Origin of the sequence: Myxococcus sp. AB056 (assembly GCF_006547365.1) — a bacterium.
Classification (GTDB): Bacteria; Myxococcota; Myxococcia; order Myxococcales; family Myxococcaceae; genus Myxococcus; species Myxococcus virescens.
Map to the genome: position 1 here is coordinate 22,828 of NZ_VHLB01000064.1, position 18,168 is coordinate 40,995.

General features: G+C 68.3%; 15 protein-coding genes. 9 read left to right on the top strand and 6 right to left on the bottom strand.

The window, feature by feature from the left end:
* Positions 1-6 precede the first annotated feature (6 nt).
* The 4 genes from FMP39_RS25100 to FMP39_RS25115 form a co-directional block, all read right to left on the bottom strand.
* Positions 7-402, bottom strand: coding sequence for a hypothetical protein (locus FMP39_RS25100; RefSeq protein ID WP_011552511.1), 396 nt, complete (start codon positions 400-402; stop codon positions 7-9).
* Between the two features lie 16 nt (positions 403-418).
* On the bottom strand, positions 419-850 hold the full coding sequence (locus tag FMP39_RS25105) for a lipopolysaccharide assembly protein LapB (protein WP_090489481.1): 432 nt from the start codon (positions 848-850) through the stop codon (positions 419-421).
* A 30-nt stretch (positions 851-880) separates the two neighbouring features.
* The gene (locus FMP39_RS25110) at positions 881-1,447 is read right to left on the bottom strand and encodes a hypothetical protein (RefSeq protein WP_011552509.1); all 567 of its coding nucleotides are present in this window, start codon (positions 1,445-1,447) and stop codon (positions 881-883) included.
* 138 nt (positions 1,448-1,585) lie between these two features.
* Entirely contained in the window at positions 1,586-1,861 is a 276-nt protein-coding gene (locus FMP39_RS25115) for a hypothetical protein (protein WP_026113931.1), read from the bottom strand.
* A gap of 265 nt (positions 1,862-2,126) precedes the next feature.
* Between FMP39_RS25115 and FMP39_RS25120 the strand changes: the two genes are divergently transcribed.
* The 8 genes from FMP39_RS25120 to FMP39_RS25155 all read left to right on the top strand — a co-directional run bounded on the left by FMP39_RS25120 (position 2,127) and on the right by FMP39_RS25155 (position 11,721).
* Positions 2,127-2,744: an RNA-binding protein gene (locus FMP39_RS25120; RefSeq protein WP_141592729.1), complete on the top strand. Its 618-nt coding sequence runs from the start codon at positions 2,127-2,129 to the stop codon at positions 2,742-2,744.
* A gap of 243 nt (positions 2,745-2,987) precedes the next feature.
* Entirely contained in the window at positions 2,988-3,485 is a 498-nt protein-coding gene (locus tag FMP39_RS25125; RefSeq protein WP_011552506.1) for a GbsR/MarR family transcriptional regulator, read from the top strand.
* Positions 3,482-4,225, top strand: coding sequence for an ABC transporter ATP-binding protein (locus FMP39_RS25130; protein WP_141592730.1), 744 nt, complete (start codon positions 3,482-3,484; stop codon positions 4,223-4,225). The genes FMP39_RS25125 and FMP39_RS25130 overlap by 4 nt, the downstream gene beginning before the upstream one ends.
* A 2-nt stretch (positions 4,226-4,227) precedes the next feature.
* Positions 4,228-6,336 carry an ABC transporter permease gene (locus FMP39_RS25135; RefSeq protein WP_141592731.1) on the top strand — a complete coding sequence of 703 codons (2,109 nt, stop codon included), beginning with the start codon at positions 4,228-4,230 and terminating at the stop codon, positions 6,334-6,336.
* 4 nt (positions 6,337-6,340) lie between these two features.
* Positions 6,341-7,642, top strand: a complete 1,302-nt coding sequence (locus tag FMP39_RS25140) for an ABC transporter permease (protein WP_141592732.1) — start codon at positions 6,341-6,343, stop codon at positions 7,640-7,642.
* 4 nt (positions 7,643-7,646) lie between these two features.
* A complete protein-coding gene (locus FMP39_RS25145; RefSeq protein ID WP_141592733.1) occupies positions 7,647-8,429 on the top strand; it encodes an outer membrane lipoprotein-sorting protein in 783 nt (260 codons plus the stop codon).
* Positions 8,426-10,042, top strand: a complete 1,617-nt coding sequence (locus FMP39_RS25150; protein WP_194858553.1) for a hypothetical protein — start codon at positions 8,426-8,428, stop codon at positions 10,040-10,042. Before FMP39_RS25145 ends, FMP39_RS25150 begins: the two co-directional genes overlap by 4 nt.
* A 179-nt stretch (positions 10,043-10,221) precedes the next feature.
* Positions 10,222-11,721: a hypothetical protein gene (locus FMP39_RS25155; protein WP_228558310.1), complete on the top strand. Its 1,500-nt coding sequence runs from the start codon at positions 10,222-10,224 to the stop codon at positions 11,719-11,721.
* Here FMP39_RS25155 and FMP39_RS25160 read toward each other — a convergent pair.
* Complete coding sequence (locus tag FMP39_RS25160; RefSeq protein ID WP_141592736.1) at positions 11,711-12,805, bottom strand: EAL domain-containing protein; 1,095 nt, start codon at positions 12,803-12,805, stop codon at positions 11,711-11,713. The genes FMP39_RS25155 and FMP39_RS25160 overlap by 11 nt on opposite strands.
* A 10-nt stretch (positions 12,806-12,815) precedes the next feature.
* Complete coding sequence (locus tag FMP39_RS25165; protein ID WP_228558311.1) at positions 12,816-14,267, bottom strand: LVIVD repeat-containing protein; 1,452 nt, start codon at positions 14,265-14,267, stop codon at positions 12,816-12,818.
* A gap of 193 nt (positions 14,268-14,460) precedes the next feature.
* Here FMP39_RS25165 and FMP39_RS25170 point away from each other — a divergent pair, with 193 nt between their 5' ends.
* A complete protein-coding gene (locus FMP39_RS25170) occupies positions 14,461-18,168 on the top strand; it encodes a tolB protein precursor protein (protein ID WP_228558312.1) in 3,708 nt (1,235 codons plus the stop codon).

The window sequence follows — 18,168 nt, forward strand, 5'->3', positions numbered from 1 at the left end:
CGCCGCTCACTCGGCCTTAGACCACAGCCGCTCGAGGACCTGATTCAGCCGCGGATCATCCTGGAGCGCGTCTGCAATCTTGGTGGTGAGGGAGGAAGACTTCATGCGGAGCTTCTCCTTCAGGACTTCGGCGACCAGGGCCTGCGTCGCCTCTTCCTTGCTCTTGAAGCCCCCGTTCTTCAGCTTCCGGGCAATGGCCACCGCCTGGGAGGCCACTGGATCCGCGGCCTGGGGGCCCTGGACATTGCTGGAGCCTACCAGACCCGAGGGCCCGACAAGAGACTCCGTCCGGTCCACCCGGCCACCAAAGCTGGCGCCACCCGCCGGAGCCGCGCCGGCAGGACCCTTCGCGCCACCCGCGCGGCCCTTCCCACCGCCTCGTCCGACACCTCCGACAGCCATCGCCGTGACCTCCGTCCTACGACTTCGCCGGAGGCAGGACTCCCGCCTCCTTGGCCTGGATGAGGGACTGCGCCAGGCGGGCACCGTCCCCGTCCGGATCCAGGTCCATGGCGGCCTTCAGCTCCTTGAGCGCCTCGGGAACCTTCCCCATGAACAGCAGCGCTTCGCCGGCATGCGCCCGCGGGAGCCCGGACTGCGGCGCCAGGCGCTGCGCGACGCGGTAGGCCTGCAGGGCCTTGTCATGCCGGCCCTGCGAGAACTCCACGGCGCCCAGCGCCAGCTGGGGCACCTCGCTCCGGGGCATCAGCGCGGCCGCCCCGGAGAAGATCTCCTTCGCCTTGTCGAAGTGGCCCATGTCGAGCCACAGGTAACCGGCCTCCAGCAGGACTCTGGCCTGCTGGCGTCCGAGCGGGACGAGGCTGTTCGAAATCTCCGAGGTGTCCGCCATTGACGCTCCCTAGGGCGACAACGCCCGCAGTTAGCGGACGTTGCTGATGGAGTTCTTGATCGTATCGTTCCGCGACTTCATCACGTTCGAGATCGCGGTGAAAGTCTGCGATTCCTGCTGAATGGCGGCCTGCAGGTTCAGGAGCTTGGAGTTCTCCTCGGCCATCTTGTTCAGCGAGAAGTTGCCGTTGACGGTGTCCGTGGTGCTGCCGGAGCCCTGCGCACCCAGCCCCAGCGGCGAGCCGGAGCCAGCCACCGCGCCACCCAGACCGCCCGCGACGACACCGCCGCCGGCCGGCGCCACCGCGCCACCCAGGTTGCCCGCCACCGCGGTGTTCATCACGCCCGCGTACGGCGCGCCCATGCCCGAGCCACCCGTCGAGGAGAACGTGTGCATCGAGGAGACGGCGGCGGAGACGATCTGCCCGCCGGGGACCATGCCCGCCATCGCGCCCACACCCGTGCCCACGGCACTGGCGGCGCTGTTGAGACCATTGTGAAGCCGCGCGCCGAAACCGGTGTCCGGCGTCTGCCGCGCCGTCGTGACGTTGGTCGAGAGACGAACGTTCGGGCCCATCATGTTGTCGATCTTCGCCATTGCTTCCTCCAGGCGCTGCTTTCAGCGGAAAGGTCAGAGATCATCGATGCTCAAGATGCTCTCTCTTGCATTATCGGCGGGGGGCCTCGCCGGTTGCCTAACCCCGGAAAAAAAGAGTCTCCCGGGGAAAAACCACCGTCATTTCCGGCCCTTGCCACCCTTCGATTCGGCGATCAGCCGCTCGCGGGTCTCCACCAGCATCTCCAGCAGCTCCTCCGCGCGGCCAATGGCGGCCTGGGCCTTCTTGCCCTGCTCCACCTTGGGGCCCTTGAGCTCGGTGAGGCCCGTCTTCACCCCGTCGAAGAAGCCACGGACCTCTTCCACGGAGGCCGCCTCGAGCAGGGACTCGATGGCGGGAAACGAGGGCGCGGGAAGGTCCTGCGCGGTCTGGGACGGCTTGGCGGTCGGGGGCATTGCGGAGACGGTCTCCTGTCGGGCCACCGGCCGGGCTGGCCAGTGGGCGCTGGGCCCCCGACGGTAAGGGAAAAGCCCCGCTTCCTACAAGGCGCTCTCCTCTTCCCGGGACGCGCGCGGCCCCCGGACTACCGGCCGGAGAGCGAACGGCCATTCCAGCAGGGGGGTGAGCAAGCCCTGTCCGGTTCCACGAGCGCACCTAGCTTCTCTCCAACGGGGGACGTCGCCGCCCCCGCCCACTCACAACAACCACAGGAGAACCTCCATGAAGAAGCTCGTTGGCGTCTTCGCCACCATCGCCATGCTCGGAACGGGTACCGCCCTGGCCAACAACGACGAGAACAAGCCGAAGGACTCCTCGGCGGCCCAGGGTGGCTCGGGCCAGGTGGGGCAGAGCGAAATCCAGCAGGACACCACCACCATCGAACGCGAAACGACCACCACGCCCACTGCGCCGGGCCAGGGTGGCTCCGGCACCATGGGCCAACAGGCCAACATGGGCCAGAAGGAGCTCAACGGCCGCGTGGTGAAGGCGGAGAGCGACAAGATCTTCGTCGACATGCATGGCGCGGTGGTCCCCCTGGAGGTCGACCGCAGCACCCGATTCAGCGACCCGACCCTGAAGAAGGCCAAGGACCTGCGCCCCGGCCAGGAGATTCGCGCCAGCTACGAGGTGAAGGAGACCAAGAACGTCGCCAAGAGCATCTCCCTCTCGGGAACGGGCGGCGCGGGTGACCCGACGCTGACGCCGGACTCGTCCATCAACCAGGACAGCGACATGGGCGGCTCCGGCGTGGACAAGCACGAGGGCACCGGTGGCGCGGGTGACGACAGCACCCTGAACCCGGACACGGGCTCCAATACCTCGCCCGACACGTACTGATGACACACCCTTGGGCATGTCAGACCTGCACCCCATGAAGGGGATTTCGGGGCCCGCAGCCGCGAGTCGGCTGTGGGCCTCGCGCCATGGGACGTGCGCCTGGAGGGCTCGCCCCACCCTCCACTCCATACAGTTCATTCAGTATTGACTGAACGAAACCCCGCCGCCTAAAAGCCTGCCCGTCACCCCGGCTGCCGTGCGCTCCGCACCGCGACGCCCAGCCGGCGAGGCGTGGAGACAGGCATGGTGGAACTGGAAGCCGCCGAACGTCGCTTCATCGAATCGATGGGGCTGTACTTCGAGCGGCGGGGCGGCACGCGCATCGGCGGGCGCATCTACGCGCTGTTGATGCTTGCGGGCAAACCCCTGTCAAACAAGCGCATCGCCATGCTGCTCAACGTGAGCGCGGCGTCGGTGTCCACCAACCTGCGGGCCTGCACGGACATGGGCCTGGTGGAACCCGCCAGCGTTCCGGGGGACCGGCAGCACTACTACGTCATCCATTCACAGGGCTGGGAAGGCAAGCTGCGCGTCGCCGAGGAGTCCCTGAGCGCCTTCGGCCGCCTCTGCTCCGAGGCCCTCGCGGTTCCGCGTCTCGCTGGAAATCGCAGCTTGCGAGAGGCGTCTGCTTTCTGTGATTTCTACAAGGCTGAGCTCACAGGCATCGCCGAGCGGTGGCGCGCAGCGAATGCCCCCCGTCCGCCACGCCCCGTCAAGACTTCGAAAGGACGTACCGCATGAATCCCACCGCTTCGCAGTCCGCCATCGTCTCCATCACGAACGTGACCAAGGACTACACCCTGGGGAAGGTGGTGGTCCCGGCGCTCCGGGGCGTGGACCTGGAGGTCCATGCCGGTGAGTTCATCTCCATCGCCGGGCCCTCCGGCAGCGGCAAGACGACGCTGCTCAACCTCATCGGGTGCGTGGACACCGCCACCGGAGGCGTGGTCCGGGTGGCCGGGCAGGACACCAAGCAGCTCACGGAGCGTCAGCTCACGAACCTGCGCCTCAACACCATTGGCTTCATCTTCCAGAGCTTCAACCTGGTGCAGGTGCTCAGCGTATTCCAGAACGTGGAGTTCCCCCTGCTGCTCCAGCGCAAGCTGGACAAGGCCCAGCGCCGGGAACGGGTGATGCAACTCCTGGAGCAGGTGGGCCTGGCAAACCACGCCAAGCACCGGCCCAACGAGCTGTCCGGCGGCCAGCGCCAGCGCGTGGCCGTGGCGCGCGCGCTCGTTACGCGGCCCCAACTGGTGCTCGCTGACGAGCCCACGGCCAACCTGGACTCGGTGACGGGCCAGAACATCATCGACCTGATGAAGGAGCTCAACCAGAAGGAGGGCACCACCTTCATCTTCTCCACCCACGACGCGAAGGTGATGAGCCACGCCAACGCGGTGGTGCGGCTGGCGGACGGCAAGTTCCTGGACCGCATCAGCGCCGCCGAGGCCAGCCGCGCCATGGCCTCTGGAGGCCACTGACCATGGGACAACTCCGTTTGCTGCTGCAGGTGGCCTTCCGCAACCTGTTCTCCAGCAAGATCAACCTGCTCATCGGCGGCATCATCTTCTTCGGCACCCTGCTCGTGGTGGTGGGCGGCGCGCTGATGGACAGCATGGACAGCGCGATGAGCCGCAGCATCATCGGCAGCGTCGCGGGCCACATCCAGGTCTACTCGGATGAATCCAAGGACCCGCTGGCCCTCTACGGCAGCATGAGCGGCGAGCCGGACCTGGCCGCGCTGGACGACTTCAGCCAACTCCGGCCCTTCCTGGAGAAGCACCCCAACGTGAAGACGGTGGTGCCCCTGGGCACCAGCGGCGCCATCGTCACCTCCGGCAACACGGTGGACCTGACGCTGTCGAACCTGCGCGCGCTCTACAAGAAGCGCGACGAGACCGGTGAGACGCCCGAGCTGCGGGAGAGCATCGACAGCGTCAAGGGGCACGTGCGGCAGATGGTCGACCTGATGGCTGACCAGACGGCCAAGAGTGAGCAGGAGCTGGGCGGCGCCCAGAAGGACCCCGCGGAGGTGGAAGCACTCGCCCGGGCGCGCACGGACGCGTTCTGGGACGCCTTCGAGGAGGCCCCGTACAGCGCGCTGGAGCTGTTGGAGAACCGCATCGCCCCGCAGATTCCGGACGGGGACATGCTGGAGCTGCGCTACGCCGGCACGGACCTGGACGCGTTCCAGCGCACCTTCGACCGCATGGAGATCGTGGACGGGCAGCCGGTGCCCACCGGGCAGCGAGGCATGCTGCTGTCCAAGTTCTTCTACGAAGAGTTCCTCAAGATGAAGTCGGCGCTCCGGCTGGACCACATCAAGCAGGAGCGGGACCTCAACCAGAAGACCATCGCCACCGACCCGGACCTCCAGCGCTGGGTGAAGGAGAACCAGACCCAGACGCGGGAAATCACCTTCCAGTTGGACCCCGTCAAGACGCGGAAGATGGTGGAGCGGCTGCAGAAGCTGCTGGGCAGCCAGGAGCCCGCGCTGGACAAGCTGCTGACGCAGTTCTTCACCACCGACGACGCCAACTTCGACACCCGCTACGCCCAGTTCTACTCGGAGCTGGCGCCGCTGCTGGAGCTCTACCGGCTGCGCATGGGGGACGTGCTCACCATCACCGCCTTCACGCGCACCGGCTACATGCAGAGCGTCAACGTGAAGGTCTACGGCACCTACCAGTTCAAGGGCCTGGAGAAGTCCGCCATGGCCGGCGCGCTGAGCCTGATGGACCTGATGTCGTTCCGGGACCTGTACGGGTATCTCACCGCGGACAAGAAGGCGGAGCTGGCGGAAATCCAGAAGCAGAGCGGCCTGGAAGCCCTCAGCCGGGACGAGGCCGAGGAGGCCCTCTTCGGTGAGGACAGCGACAACGAGCTGGTGGCCGAGGCCACGTCCAGCGACGTGGACGACCAGGCCGCCTTCACCGGAGACCAGGGGGCGCTCACGCGCGAGAACCTGCTCCAGCGCGTCTACACCCAGCAGGAAATCGAGCAAGGCGTGGCCCTGAGCGCGGCGGTGATGCTCAAGGACCCGGAGCTGCTGGAACAGACGATGGTGGAGCTGCGGCAGGCGGCGAAGGATGCGGGCCTGAAGCTGCGCGTGGTGTCCTGGCAGGAGGCGGCGGGCATCATCGGGCAGTTCGTGTTGCTCGGGAAGCTGGTGCTCTACTTCGCCGTCTTCATCATCTTCGTGGTGGCGCTGGTCATCATCAACAACGCCATGATGATGGCCACCATGCAGCGCGTGCGCGAGGTGGGGACGATGCGGGCCATTGGCGCGCAGCGCTCCTTCATCCTGGGCATGGTGCTGGTGGAGACGCTGGTGCTGGGGCTCGTGTTCGGCTCGGCCGGCTCACTGGTGGGCAGCGGCATCATGGCCCTGCTCAACAGCGCCGGCATCCCCGCGGGCAACGAAGCGCTCTACTTCTTCTTCTCCGGCCCCCGGCTGTTCCCCACGCTGAGCGCCAGCAACCTGGTGGCGGCGTTCGTGATCGTCCTGGGCGTCTCCGCCATCTCCACCCTCTATCCCGCGTTCCTCGCGACCCGGGTCTCGCCCCTCCAGGCGATGCAGACGGACGAGTGAGAACATGCTCCAGCTCTTCCTCATCGCATTCCGCAACCTCGGCACCCACCGCAGGCGCACCCTGCTGCTGGGCGGCGCCATCGCCAGCGTCACCGCGCTGCTCGTCATCCTCATGGGCCTGTCCACGGGCATGAAGGAGTCGATGCTCCGCTCCGCCACCACGCTGTCCACCGGCCACGTCAACGTGGCCGGCTTCTACAAGGTGACGGCGGGCCAGGCGGCGCCGGTCGTCACCGGCTATCCGGCCATCCTGGAGCAGATTCGCAAGGACGTGCCGGAGCTGGACTTCGCCGTCCAGCGTGGCCGGGGCTGGCTCAAGGTCGTCAGTGAGACGTCCTCCATTCAGGTGGGCGTGGGCGGCATCGACATCCAGTCCGAGCCGGGCCTCCGCCAGGTGCTCCAGATTCGCGCGGGCGCGCTGGACGGCCTGGCCGAGTCCGGCACGGTGCTGCTCTTCGAGAAGCAGGCGAAGAAGCTCAACGTCCAGGTGGGCGAGTCTGTGACGCTGGCCGCCCAGACGCTGCGAGGCGCCAGCAACACGGTGGACGCGCGCGTGGTGGCCATCGCGGCCGACATGGGCATGCTGAGCGACTTCGGCATCTTCGTGCCCTCGGACACGCTGCGCTCGCTGTACCAGTTCAAGAGCGACACCGCGGGCGCGCTGCTGCTCTACCTGAAGGACATCCAGCACGTGCCGGTGGTGCAGGCGCGGCTGCGCCAGACGCTGACGGACGCGGGCCACACGGTGATGGACCACGACCCGCGCGCGTTCTTCATGAAGTTCGAGACCGTCAACCGCGAGGCCTGGACAGGCCAGCGGCTGGACATCACGAACTGGGAGGACGAAATCTCCTTCATTACCTGGACGCTCACCGCGCTCAACAGCCTCACTGGCGTCCTCATCTTCGTGCTGATGGTCATCATCGGCGTGGGCATCATGAACACGCTGTGGATCGCCATCCGGGAGCGCACCCGGGAGATTGGCACCCTGCGCGCCATTGGCATGCAGCGCACCCGCGTGCTGCTGATGTTCGTCTTCGAGGCGCTCCTTCTGGGCCTGCTGGGCACGCTGGCCGGCGCCAGCACCGGGTTGGTGCTGTGCCTGGCCGTCAATGCCATGGCCGTGCACGTCCCGGAAGTGGTGGCGGTCTTCATCATGTCGGACACGTTGAATCTGGCCGTGCACCCCTCGTCCATCCTGGGTGCCATGGCGTTCATCACCGCGTGCACCACCGCCATCTCGCTCATTCCCTCCTTCCTCGCCGCGCGGCTCAAGCCGGTGACGGCGATGCACCACATCGGGTGACCCTATGCGCCTCAAGAACATGCTGTCCGCCGCGGCGCTGGCCGTGGCGCTGCTGTCCGCCCCGGCCGCCCTGGCCCTGGAGCAGGCCGAGCAGGTGAAGCTCCTGGCCACCATCGACGACCGCCAGCGCAACGGCGGCGACTACAAGGCGATGGTCTACCTGGAGCAGAAGGAGAAGGGGAAGGCGGACCTCGTCTACGAGCTGGTCGTCTACCGCCGCGACGAGGACGACAAGCTGATGATGCTGTTCACCAAGCCCAAGACGGAGGCGGGCAAGGGCTACCTCCGTCTGGACAAGAACCTCTGGAACTACGACCCCAACGTGGGCCGCTGGGAGCGCCGCACCGAGCGCGAGCGCATCGCCGGTACCGACAGCCGCCGCGCGGACTTCGACGAGTCGCGGCTGGCCGAGGAGTATGACCCGTCCTACGAGGGCGAGGCGAAGCTGGGCAAGTACACGGCCCACCTGATGACGCTGAAGGTCAAGCCCGGCGTGGACGTGGCCTACCCCGTCCTCAAGGTCTGGGTGGACAAGGCCTCCGGCAACATCCTCAAGCAGGAGGAATACGCCCTGTCCGGCCGGAAGATGCGCACGGCGCTCTACCCCCGCTGGAAGAAGATGTTCAGCGAGTCCAAGAAGGGCGACGTCTGGATTCCGGAGGAGATGCGCATCTACGACGAAATCGAGAAGGGGAACTCCACCACCATCCTCGTCAAGACAGTGGACCTGCGTCCGCTGGAAGCCAACCTCTTCACCAAGGCGTGGCTCGAGAGCAAGAGCCGATGACCCCGCGCACGCTCACCCTGGCCGCGGCGCTGTCCGCGGCCCTCACCGGTACGCCCACGTGGGCCCAGTCCGAGGAGCGGCCCGACGAGGACGCGCTCTTCGGAGGCGGGCAGGAGGAGACGCCCGCGGACGCACCCGCGGGCGAGGACTCGGGCCGGCCTGACGAGGATGCACTCTTCGGCGGTGACGGCTCGGAGCCGGCGGCGGACGTGGACCCTGGCACCACCGGTGGCGCCACAGAGCGGCAGCCGCCGCTGACCGCGCCTGACGAGGACCGGGACGCGGACGTGTTGAACGGCCCCGCGACCCGGAGCGCCTTCGACACCGAGGACGTGGTGGATGATCCGCTGAAGATTGGCGGTCAGTTCTACCTGCGCGGCTTCATGGCGGGCAGCGAGAACACCTCGCTCCGCCAGACGTCCTTCTCCGCCCCCACGCTGGTGGACGGCTACCTCGACGCGCGCCCGTCCGACCGGATCCGTGGCTTCGTCGTGGGACGCCTGAACTACGACCCCGCCATACCGCCCCGGACCACGCCAGACGCCCCGGCGAATCCGCGCGTGCTGCTGGACCAGGCGTGGCTGCGCTTCGACCTGGAGCGCACGGTGTTCTTCACAGTGGGCAAGCAGCACGTGAAGTGGGGCACCGGGCAGATCTGGAACCCGACGGACTTCTTGTCTCCCCAGCGTAGAGACCCGCTGGCCTTCGTGGACCTGCGCACGGGCGTGTCCATGTTGAAGGTGCACGTGCCCTGGGAATCCAAGGGCTGGAACGTGTACGGCATCCTCGTCATGGATGACCTGGGCACGGACGTGGGCGCCATCACCGACCCGAGCGGAAGCCCCACGTCCCAGGCCGGCGGCAGCGACCCGGTCAACCGGCTGGGCCGCCTGGGCGGCGCGCTGCGCGCGGAAGTCCTGCTGGGCCCCGCGGAGCTGGGCGCCAGCGCGGTGGCGCAGAATGGACGCAAGCCTCGCTTCGGGCTCGACGTGTCCTCGCCGCTGGGGCCGCTGGATGTCTACGCCGAGGTTGCGCTGAAGGAAGGCACGGACCGGCCGCTGTACCGCATTCCGGAAGGGACGACGCTCGAGGACATCGCGCAGAACGGCGTCCAGGTGGAGGCGTACATTCCCTCGGGGCTCACGCCGCAGATGACGGCGGGCGCGACCTACAGCTTCCCCTATGGGGAGAACGACCTGGCCGTGCTGGGCGTGGAGTACTTCTTCAACTCCACGGGCTACACCGGCTCGTTCGGGTATCCGTACCTGCTGCTGAAGGACGCCTTCAACCCGCTCTACCTGGGACGGCATTACGGCGCCGCGTACCTCTTCCTGGACCGGCCTGGGCCACTGGAGCGGACGTCCTTCAACCTGTTCACGCTGGGCAACCTGTCGGATCGCTCGTTCACCACGCGGCTCAACGTGATGCACCGGGCGCTCACGTATCTCACGGTGGAGGCGTACGGCTCGGTGAACTACGGACGGCGCGGCGGTGAGTTCCGGCTCGCCGTTGATGTGCCGGAGGGGCTCGTCGTGGACGGGCAGCCGATTCCGGCCTTCTCCATCCCCGCGCCGACGTTCCAACTGGGAGCGGGGCTCCGCATCAGCCTCTGAGCCGTCGATTCGTCTTGAGGTGCCCGAGGGCCGTGCTCCCCTGCTTCCGGGAGCGCGGCCCTGGGTGTTTTCAGGGCGCGAGCAGGCAGTTTCGGGGATGCCCGCCCTGCGAGCAGCCGGCCGGGCGCCGTACAGGCAGTTGGGGTGTCCGAGGGCGGACGGATGGACAGATTTTCGCCATGCGCCTTTGGATTGCCATCGCGGCAGCGTGGGGCCTCGGCCAGGTGCCGAACGCGCCGGTCATGATTCCTCCCGAGGACCCTTCCATCCGGGACCCGGCCGCAGCGGCGCTCCAGGACGCGAACCAGCAGGCGGCGGAGGAGGTTGAAGGACTGAGGCCCCCGGTGGGCTACGTCTATGAGGCGCCGGAGGATGCGTCACCGCTCGACTTCGTGCTGACGCCCGTCCTGCCCGACGGCGCGCCACCGCCGACGCCAGGACAGGTCGCCGCCGCAGAGGCCGCGCAGCGCTACGAGCCGGTTCCCTCGCCCCTGGAGGCGCTGCAACAGGAGCAGGCCGCGATGGGCGGGAGCGGCCAGCAGACGGGGGATGACGGCACCTCGACGGGCCAGGACACCACGGGTGGGACGACGAACGGCGCGGGTGGTTCGGGGGTGACGGGGCAGGACGTGAGTGGCACCGGCGGCACTGGCACCGGCGGCCAGCAGGACGTGCGTGGCACCGGCGGCACTGGCACCGGCGGCCAGCAGGACGTGCGTGGCACCGGCGGCACTGGCACCGGCGGCCAGCAGGACGTGAGTGGCACCGGTGGCACTGGCACCGGCGGCCAGCAGGACATGAGTGGCACCGGCACGAGCATCGGCAACACAGGCACGGGTGGCGCCGGCACGACGGGCTCCCAAGACGGCAGCGGTGCGCCCCCTGAGAGCACCGTCCCTGCGGAACAGCAGAACCTCGGCAACACGGGCGCGACCGGCGCTCAAACGGCCCCCCAGCAGGGAGCCCCTACGAGCCAGAGCGGCCCAGGCACGACCAGCGCAGTCCCCTCCCCTGCCCCCGCGACGCCGGCCTTCATTGGCGGCTCCGAGCCCATCGGCCGCTCCGAGCCCATTGGCCGCTCGGAACCCATCGGCCGCTCCGAGCCCATTGGCACGCCGCCCACCGTAGCGCCCGTGAACAACCAGACGGGCACTGGCGGCGCAGGAACGCCGACCACGAATCAGCCGACGCCCGCGCAGCAGATGGAACAACTGCGTGAACGGATGAAGCAGCTCGAAACCCAGCTCAACGAGCGCGACGCCGACCTCTCCGTGCGGAACCAGGCCGTCCAGCTCCAGGTGGACACCTACGGCGACCGCGCGGTTGACGTGGAGCAGGCGCGACAGGACCGGCTGACCCAGATTCAGACCGCCAGTCAGTGGATGCTCGCGGCGGACACTGCGCTGGAACAGGGTGAGCTGGACGTCGTCAATGCGCTCGACATCGCCGACAACGCCTTCGTCGACTTGCGTGACAGCGCGGAGGAGGACGGCCAGGGCACCGTCGTCGTCCACGCGGAGCGCCTGCGTGCGCTGCTCAATCTCGCCCGCAACTTCGTCAACAACCGCGACGGATATAATGCCCGGCTCGCCCTCCAGGAGGCAGGCGTCCAGCTGAACATCCTCCGCGCCGCCAACCTCGAGCGGCAGGCCACCGGCAACGTCCTGCTCAATCCGTGAACGACGGCGTCGCCCCCACGGGGGGGCTCTGCGGACGGGCGATGAGGTAGCCCTGCACGAAGTCCACCCCGTGCGCGCGGACCCAGCGCAGCTCCTCCTGCGTCTCGATGCCCTCCGCCACCGTGCGGATGCCCAGCGTCCGCGCAATCTCCAGGAGCTTCTCCACGATGGAGCCCTTGTACGGGTCCAGGTGGACGTCACGCACCAGCTCCATGTCCAGCTTGATGATGTCGGGACGCAGCCGGTGGATGAGGTTCAGTGACGAGAAGCCCGCGCCCAGGTCGTCCAGCGCCACCTGGAAACCCGACTTGCGGTAGAAGTCCACGATGCCGCGCAGATGCTCCGCGTCCGCCGTCTGGTCCGTCTCGATGATTTCGAACACCACCCGCTCCGGCGCAATGCCCGCCGCGTGGATGGCCTCCACCGTGGAGCGAAGGCAGACCGTGGCGTCGTAGATGGCCGTGGGCGTGAAGTTGATGAAGAGGTGCGTGTCCAGCCCGTGCTTCACCGCCTGCCGGATGGCCGTGGTACGCGCCGCCAGGTCCAGTTGGAACAGCAGGTCCGCCTCGCGCGCCGTCTGCATCATCCGGCCGGGCAGCACCAGCGTGCCGTCCGGCTCCAGGCCTCGCATCAACGCCTCGTGCGCGAAGATGCAGCGGGTGTCCTGCGCATGGACGATGGGCTGGAAGTGCGTGGTGAGCCGCTCCTCGGAGAGTAAATCCACCAGCCACCCCGCGCGCGTCCGCGTGACGAGCCGCTGGAGTGAGCCCACCCGGGGATAATCACCCAGCCCGGGCTCCGCCGCCCCCGGCATGAACAGCGCCCGGGTGGCCCGCGCCTCCTCCTGCGTGAGCGCGGCCAACAGGTTCGATGCCAGAGGCGACAGTCCCGCCTCCGGCACCCACACCTCGACGCAATGGGCTTCGGCACGCACCTGGACCTCGTGCCGCGCCTCCCGGAGGAAGGACAGCAGCCGGCCCTGGCTGTGCCCCACCGGGCTCCACAGGAACAGACGCCCGGCGCCCTCCGCCAGGGGAGGAAGCGTCTGGCACCTGCCGCAGGACCGCGTCGGGGTGTCGCTCATTCCAGACAGCCTACTCCGTCGTCTCGCGGAAGATGAGCAGGCCTCGCGAGGAATCCGTCGCGTACACGAATCCGTCGCCCGGCACGTGCACCTTGCTCAGGCCTTCGAGGAACACGACGCCGTGGCCCGCATCCGTCTCCCGCCAGGTGTTGTAGTAACCCACCTGCTGGGGCGAGCCGGGGACGGACACGTCCACGATGCGCAGGCCATCCTGACCATAGGCCAGGTAGACCTTCGTCCCGGAGAACGCCACCGAGCGGATGGACACCTCCGGGCGCGTCCGGAACTCACCCGTCCGGGCCACCGTGGCCGGCGCGCTCACGTCCAGCACGCTCAGGTGCGCGCCCCAGTCCTCGCCCGCGTCGAATGCGTAGACGCGGTCTCCCACCATGCCGACCGCCGTGGCGGCCGACATGCCGTTGGCGAAGCGGCCCAACAGCTTCGGGTTCGCCGGGTTCGTGACGTCCGAGACGGTCATTCCGAAGGACCAGTTGCTCACGTAGAGCCGGCCGCCCATCGCCGCGACGTGCAGGGGCACCTCCCCCGCCACGGGCTCCGCGCCCTCGACGAAGTACCGCTTGAGCTGCTTCGGCTCCGCGGGCGTGGCGACGTCGTAGACGTACACCTCCGCGTTGGGCGCGGGCGACGCCGCGTACAGGACGTTTCCGTCCAGCGCGAGGGAGTTCACCTCCACCACGGACTCGGGCACGGAGCGCAGGCGGACAGGTATCGCCGGGTTGGTGATGTCGAACACGGCGATGCCGCTGCGGCGGCTGGCCACATAGAGCGTGTTCCCGTTCACCAGCGCGTCCGTGTAGTAGTCGTTGGACAGCTCGTACTGGCGGACCTGGCGCGGCTGCGAGGGGTCGCTCAGGTCGAAGGTGATGAGGCCCTTGGCCCCCGCCGTCACGTAGGCGTGGCCATGGGCCACCGCGACATTCGTGGCCGTGGCCTCGGTCAGCTTCACCTCGCTGACCAGCTCCACGCCGGACGCCTCTGCTTCACCCGCGCGGCGGCCCAGCCGGATGGCCTCGAAGGTGCCCTTCATGTCCGCGGTGCCATTGGCGCAACGCCGGAAGATGCCGGACATCTGCCCGGGCCCGGACGAGGAACACCCGGCGACGGCGAAGCGCATCGTCACGTTGTTGGCGCCCTGGAACTCGCTGGCCAGGAAGAACGACTCCGGGGTGCTCTGCCGCTCCGTGGCGGCGAGGCCCATCAGCATCTGGGTGTTGTTGCCCCCTCCCGACAACCGCATGGCGGCCGCGGCTCCGGAACCGTCGTTGAGGTTGATGTTGAGGTTCCAGATGCCCTCGGGCTGTACGGCGGAGAGGCTTGAAAGCTGGCAGGCCGACACATCGATGGCCTCGACCTGACACTCCGCCTTGGGAACGGACGGATTGTCATTGCCGCAAGCGGTGGCGAGCGCCAGGGTGCTGGTGAGTGCGAGGAGGCGTTTCATGCCCCCATGCATATCATCCGGCGCCAGCACCCGACGAAACAGCGCGCTCCCCCGGCCTCCGAGGGGGCGATGCCCACTGCCCGTCAAGTAACCGGAAAGAAATAGTCGGGGCGCTTGTATACCGGGACCGCTGGGAGGCAGCCTCCCCAGCAGGTGTAGTCTCGCCGGTACCCCACCCACAGAGGTGCCTTCAGTGAACCCCCGTCCCCTCGCCGCAGCCCTGCTCGTCCTGCTCTTCCCGGGGCTCGCGCTTGCCCAGTTCTACGTCGTGCCCCGAAGACCCGGGAAAACGGCGGTGAACAGCTACGAATTCGAGTGGCGACACACAGACATCCTCGTCGGACCGGGGGCCACCGGTCTGGCGGAACCTCCCGAGCGGACGGCGCACGAACAACCACCGGAGAGTCCAGGCGGCGCCAACCCGGGCGCGCCCACTACCTCGCCGAACGAGGGCGACACGAAGGCGCCCCCCACCGGTCCGCCCTCGGAGTCCACGGGAGGTACGTCCGAGCCCCAGTCCCAGACGGGGCTGCCCGGCAGCACGCCGGTGGTGCTCGAGGGCGCGACCGACGCGGGCGTGCCGCCCTTGACGACGGGTGAAGACGGGGGCGTCCCGGAGAGTGGCCTGGCGGCCGCCGACGGGGGAGCGGAGGACGGCGGTGCCCTGGCCGCGACCGATGCGGGGACGACGGACGACGGTGCCCTGGCCGCGGCCGATGCGGGGCCGGCGGATGGCGGCACGCTCGCGGCCGGAGGTAACGACGGCGGCGAGCAGGACGCGGGCGCCACCTACCTGATGGCCAGCGACGCCGATGACGACGGCGGGACGGTGCTGGGCGGCGGCCAGTCGGTGTTCGCGGGCGCGGACGGCGGCTTCAACTACACCTACGCGAAGTCGCTGGGGGACAAGTCGGGCGGGGTGCGCTTCTACTTCTATGAGCGTGAGCGCATGGTGGCCGAGCGCGCCGCGCCGCTCATCGAGGAGGCCTACCGGTACCTGGTGGACCAGTTCAAGTACGTCCCCACCAAGACGTTCCCGTACATTCTCTACAGCAGCTACCAGGAGTTCCTGCAGACCAACCTCTTCGCCGTGTCCGAGGGCACGCTCGGTCTCACCAGCACCGGCGAGGACCTGAAGCTGACGCTGCCGTACCTGGGTGACCACCGCCTCTTCGAGGAGGTCAGCACCCACGAGCTGGCGCACCAGTTCACCATCCAGAAGGTCCGCACCGTGGCCGAGCAGGCCAAGATGTTCGGCGATCCGCTGCAAGCCATTCCGCTGTGGTTCATCGAAGGCCTCGCCGAGTTCTACGCCAAGCGCGGCATGGACCCGGAAGCGGAGATGCTGGTGCGGGACCTGTTGGTGAACCCGGACCTCTTCAAGGGCTACGCCTTCCTCGACTTCTTCTCGCCCGGGCCCTACGGCTACCTGTGGATCTACAAGGTGGGCCAGGTCCGCGTGTCCTTCCTCGAAGAGGAGTACGGCGCCGGCTTCATCCAGCGTGTGCTGGAGGAGTCGCCGCGGCTGTCGGGTGGCTCGCGCGATTCACCGTCGCTCAAGTTCGAGGAGCTGCTGGAGCGGCTCACCGGTGACAACCCCAAGCGCATCTCCGCGCGGTTCGAGAACTGGCTGAAGCGCCGGGCCTTCAAGACGTACCTGGCGTCCGAGCAGTCCGCGCCGGCGCTGGACCTGCTCGACAAGGCGCCCGGCTACACCACCGCCATGGCGTCTTCCCCGTCGGGCAACGTGCTGGGGCTGCGCACCATCGTCCCGGAGACGGGTGAGAGCCGGCTGTACATCATGGATCCGCGCGTGCCGGACAAGACGGTGAAGGTCGCGGGTGACGGCGTGCCGGGCGTGGAGTCGTTGCACCCCATCTCCGGACGCAGCTTCGCGCTGACGAACGACAAGCTGGCCTTCATCGCCGAAATCACCGGGCGCGACGTCATCTACGTGCAGGACTACACGCACAAGTCGGAGCGGCGCGGCGCGGACGTGCTGGTGCGCCGCAACGCCATCCGGACCGGCATCGACCGGGAGGTGGGCCTGGTGGTCGACCTGAGCCTGGGCGGACGCACCGCGTACCGCATCGACCGGCACGGGCTGCTCGCGGCGTACTCGCCGGCCTTCTCGCCCGACGGCCGGTGGGTGGCCTTCATCGGCATCAACGACGCGGGTCTGCGGGACATCTACGCCATCGACCTGCAGGCGGGCCCGGACGCCCCGCCGCTGCAGCTCACCGACGACGTGTTCTCCGAGCGCGAGGTGACGTGGGGGCCCTCGGGCATCGTCTTCACGTCGGACGCGACGTCCCACCGCCAGTTCAACCTCTTCCGCGTGCGTCCGGACGCGCCCCGGCAGGTGGAGCGCCTCACCAGCGAGGAGCGGGACCACACGGCCCCGGTGGCGCTGGCGGACGGACGCCTCTTCTTCACCGCCTTCAACAACAGCAGCTCCGATTTGCACGAGCTGACGAAGGACGGCCGCATCGTGCGGCGCACGGACCTGACGACGGGCGTCTTCGAGCCCGGCCCGGGCCCGGACGGCGGCCTGTGGATGCTGTTCCACGTCTCCGGTGAGCGCCGGCCCGCGGTGCTGCGCCCGCCGCGCATGCTGGCGCTGGACGTCCCCGCCGAACCGCCGCCGGAGCCGCCCAACCCGCTGGCGGTGCGGCCCCTCACGGACGCGCAGAACTACGAGCCCTTCACCCGGCAGAACCTGGAGTTCGGTCCCTTCTTCGGCTTCGCGGGCGCGGGCGGCGGCGGCTTCGTGGGCCAGTTGTTCGCGGCGGCCAGTGACCGCATGAAGGACCACCAGTTCCTGCTCACCCTGGCGGTGTACGGCAGCTTCGACCTGACGGACGGCTACCTGCTCTACGTCAACGACAAGTCACGCACGACGTGGGGTGGCGGCATCTTCCAGTCCCTGCGCTTCCGCGTGGACCGCACCTTCGAAGGTGAAGAGGGCGCGCAGAATGCCTTCTTCACGTCGGGTGAGCGCTTCTTCGGCGCGCTCGGCAGCATGCGCTACCCGCTGAGCACCTTCCTGTTCGTGCAGGGCGACCTGGCCATTGGTGGCACCCGGTACTTCCTGGACGACTACACGGAGTTCGAGCTGTTCTTCCCCGAGCGCAACGCGGCCAACCGGGAGCTGCTGACGGCCTGGAACGCGCGCAACCGCGCCATCCGCTTCCAGACGGAGCTGAGCGGGCAGATTGGCTACGACAGCCTGAAGTACCACTACGCCACCGGCCCGCTGTCGGGCAGCGCGGCCATGCTGGAGACGACGGTGGGCGTGCAGCCCTTCGACAACCAGGCCTACGGCAATGTGCGAGTGGACGCGGAGCGCTACTTCCCCATCTACGGCCGCGCCAACATCTTCATCCGCGGTGGCCTGGGCACCACGCTGGGAGGCCGGTACGCGCGCTCCTACTTCCTGTCTTCGTTCGACACGCTGCGCGGCGTGAACTTCGGCGACATCCAGTGGCTGCTCGGCCGGCACTACGTCTACTCCACGCTGGAGGCGCAGTTGCCGCTCAACGACATCATCCGGGTGGCCTTCCTCAGCGACCTGGAAGCGATTGCCGCCATCGACGCGGGCGGCGTCGGCGAGGGCCGGGATGACTTGTGGAACCACCGCGTGGTGAACGGCGTCGTCGGTTTCAACCTCGCGCTGGGCCCCCTGCTGCTGCGCCTGCACTTCGCCCGGCCGTTCGACGTCGGCGCCGCTGCCGGCCGGCCGGACCCGGGCTGGGTGACGAACTTCTCGCTGGGCATCGCCGGCCTCAATGGCTTCTTCGACCAGGCGAACACCGGGAAGAGTGTCGGCCCATCGCCGACGCCCATGTCCCCGGCCCTGATGCCCTCCATGGGAGGCGGCTACACCGCGCCGCGCCGCTGA

Coding starts and splice junctions, on each gene's coding strand:
- FMP39_RS25100 (WP_011552511.1), bottom strand. CDS start 402: ATGGCTGTCGGAGGTGTCGGACGAGGCGGTGGGAAGGGCCGCGCGGGT.
- FMP39_RS25105 (WP_090489481.1), bottom strand. CDS start 850: ATGGCGGACACCTCGGAGATTTCGAACAGCCTCGTCCCGCTCGGACGC.
- FMP39_RS25110 (WP_011552509.1), bottom strand. CDS start 1,447: ATGGCGAAGATCGACAACATGATGGGCCCGAACGTTCGTCTCTCGACC.
- FMP39_RS25115 (WP_026113931.1), bottom strand. CDS start 1,861: ATGCCCCCGACCGCCAAGCCGTCCCAGACCGCGCAGGACCTTCCCGCG.
- FMP39_RS25120 (WP_141592729.1), top strand. CDS start 2,127: ATGAAGAAGCTCGTTGGCGTCTTCGCCACCATCGCCATGCTCGGAACG.
- FMP39_RS25125 (WP_011552506.1), top strand. CDS start 2,988: ATGGTGGAACTGGAAGCCGCCGAACGTCGCTTCATCGAATCGATGGGG.
- FMP39_RS25130 (WP_141592730.1), top strand. CDS start 3,482: ATGAATCCCACCGCTTCGCAGTCCGCCATCGTCTCCATCACGAACGTG.
- FMP39_RS25135 (WP_141592731.1), top strand. CDS start 4,228: ATGGGACAACTCCGTTTGCTGCTGCAGGTGGCCTTCCGCAACCTGTTC.
- FMP39_RS25140 (WP_141592732.1), top strand. CDS start 6,341: ATGCTCCAGCTCTTCCTCATCGCATTCCGCAACCTCGGCACCCACCGC.
- FMP39_RS25145 (WP_141592733.1), top strand. CDS start 7,647: ATGCGCCTCAAGAACATGCTGTCCGCCGCGGCGCTGGCCGTGGCGCTG.
- FMP39_RS25150 (WP_194858553.1), top strand. CDS start 8,426: ATGACCCCGCGCACGCTCACCCTGGCCGCGGCGCTGTCCGCGGCCCTC.
- FMP39_RS25155 (WP_228558310.1), top strand. CDS start 10,222: ATGCGCCTTTGGATTGCCATCGCGGCAGCGTGGGGCCTCGGCCAGGTG.
- FMP39_RS25160 (WP_141592736.1), bottom strand. CDS start 12,805: ATGAGCGACACCCCGACGCGGTCCTGCGGCAGGTGCCAGACGCTTCCT.
- FMP39_RS25165 (WP_228558311.1), bottom strand. CDS start 14,267: ATGAAACGCCTCCTCGCACTCACCAGCACCCTGGCGCTCGCCACCGCT.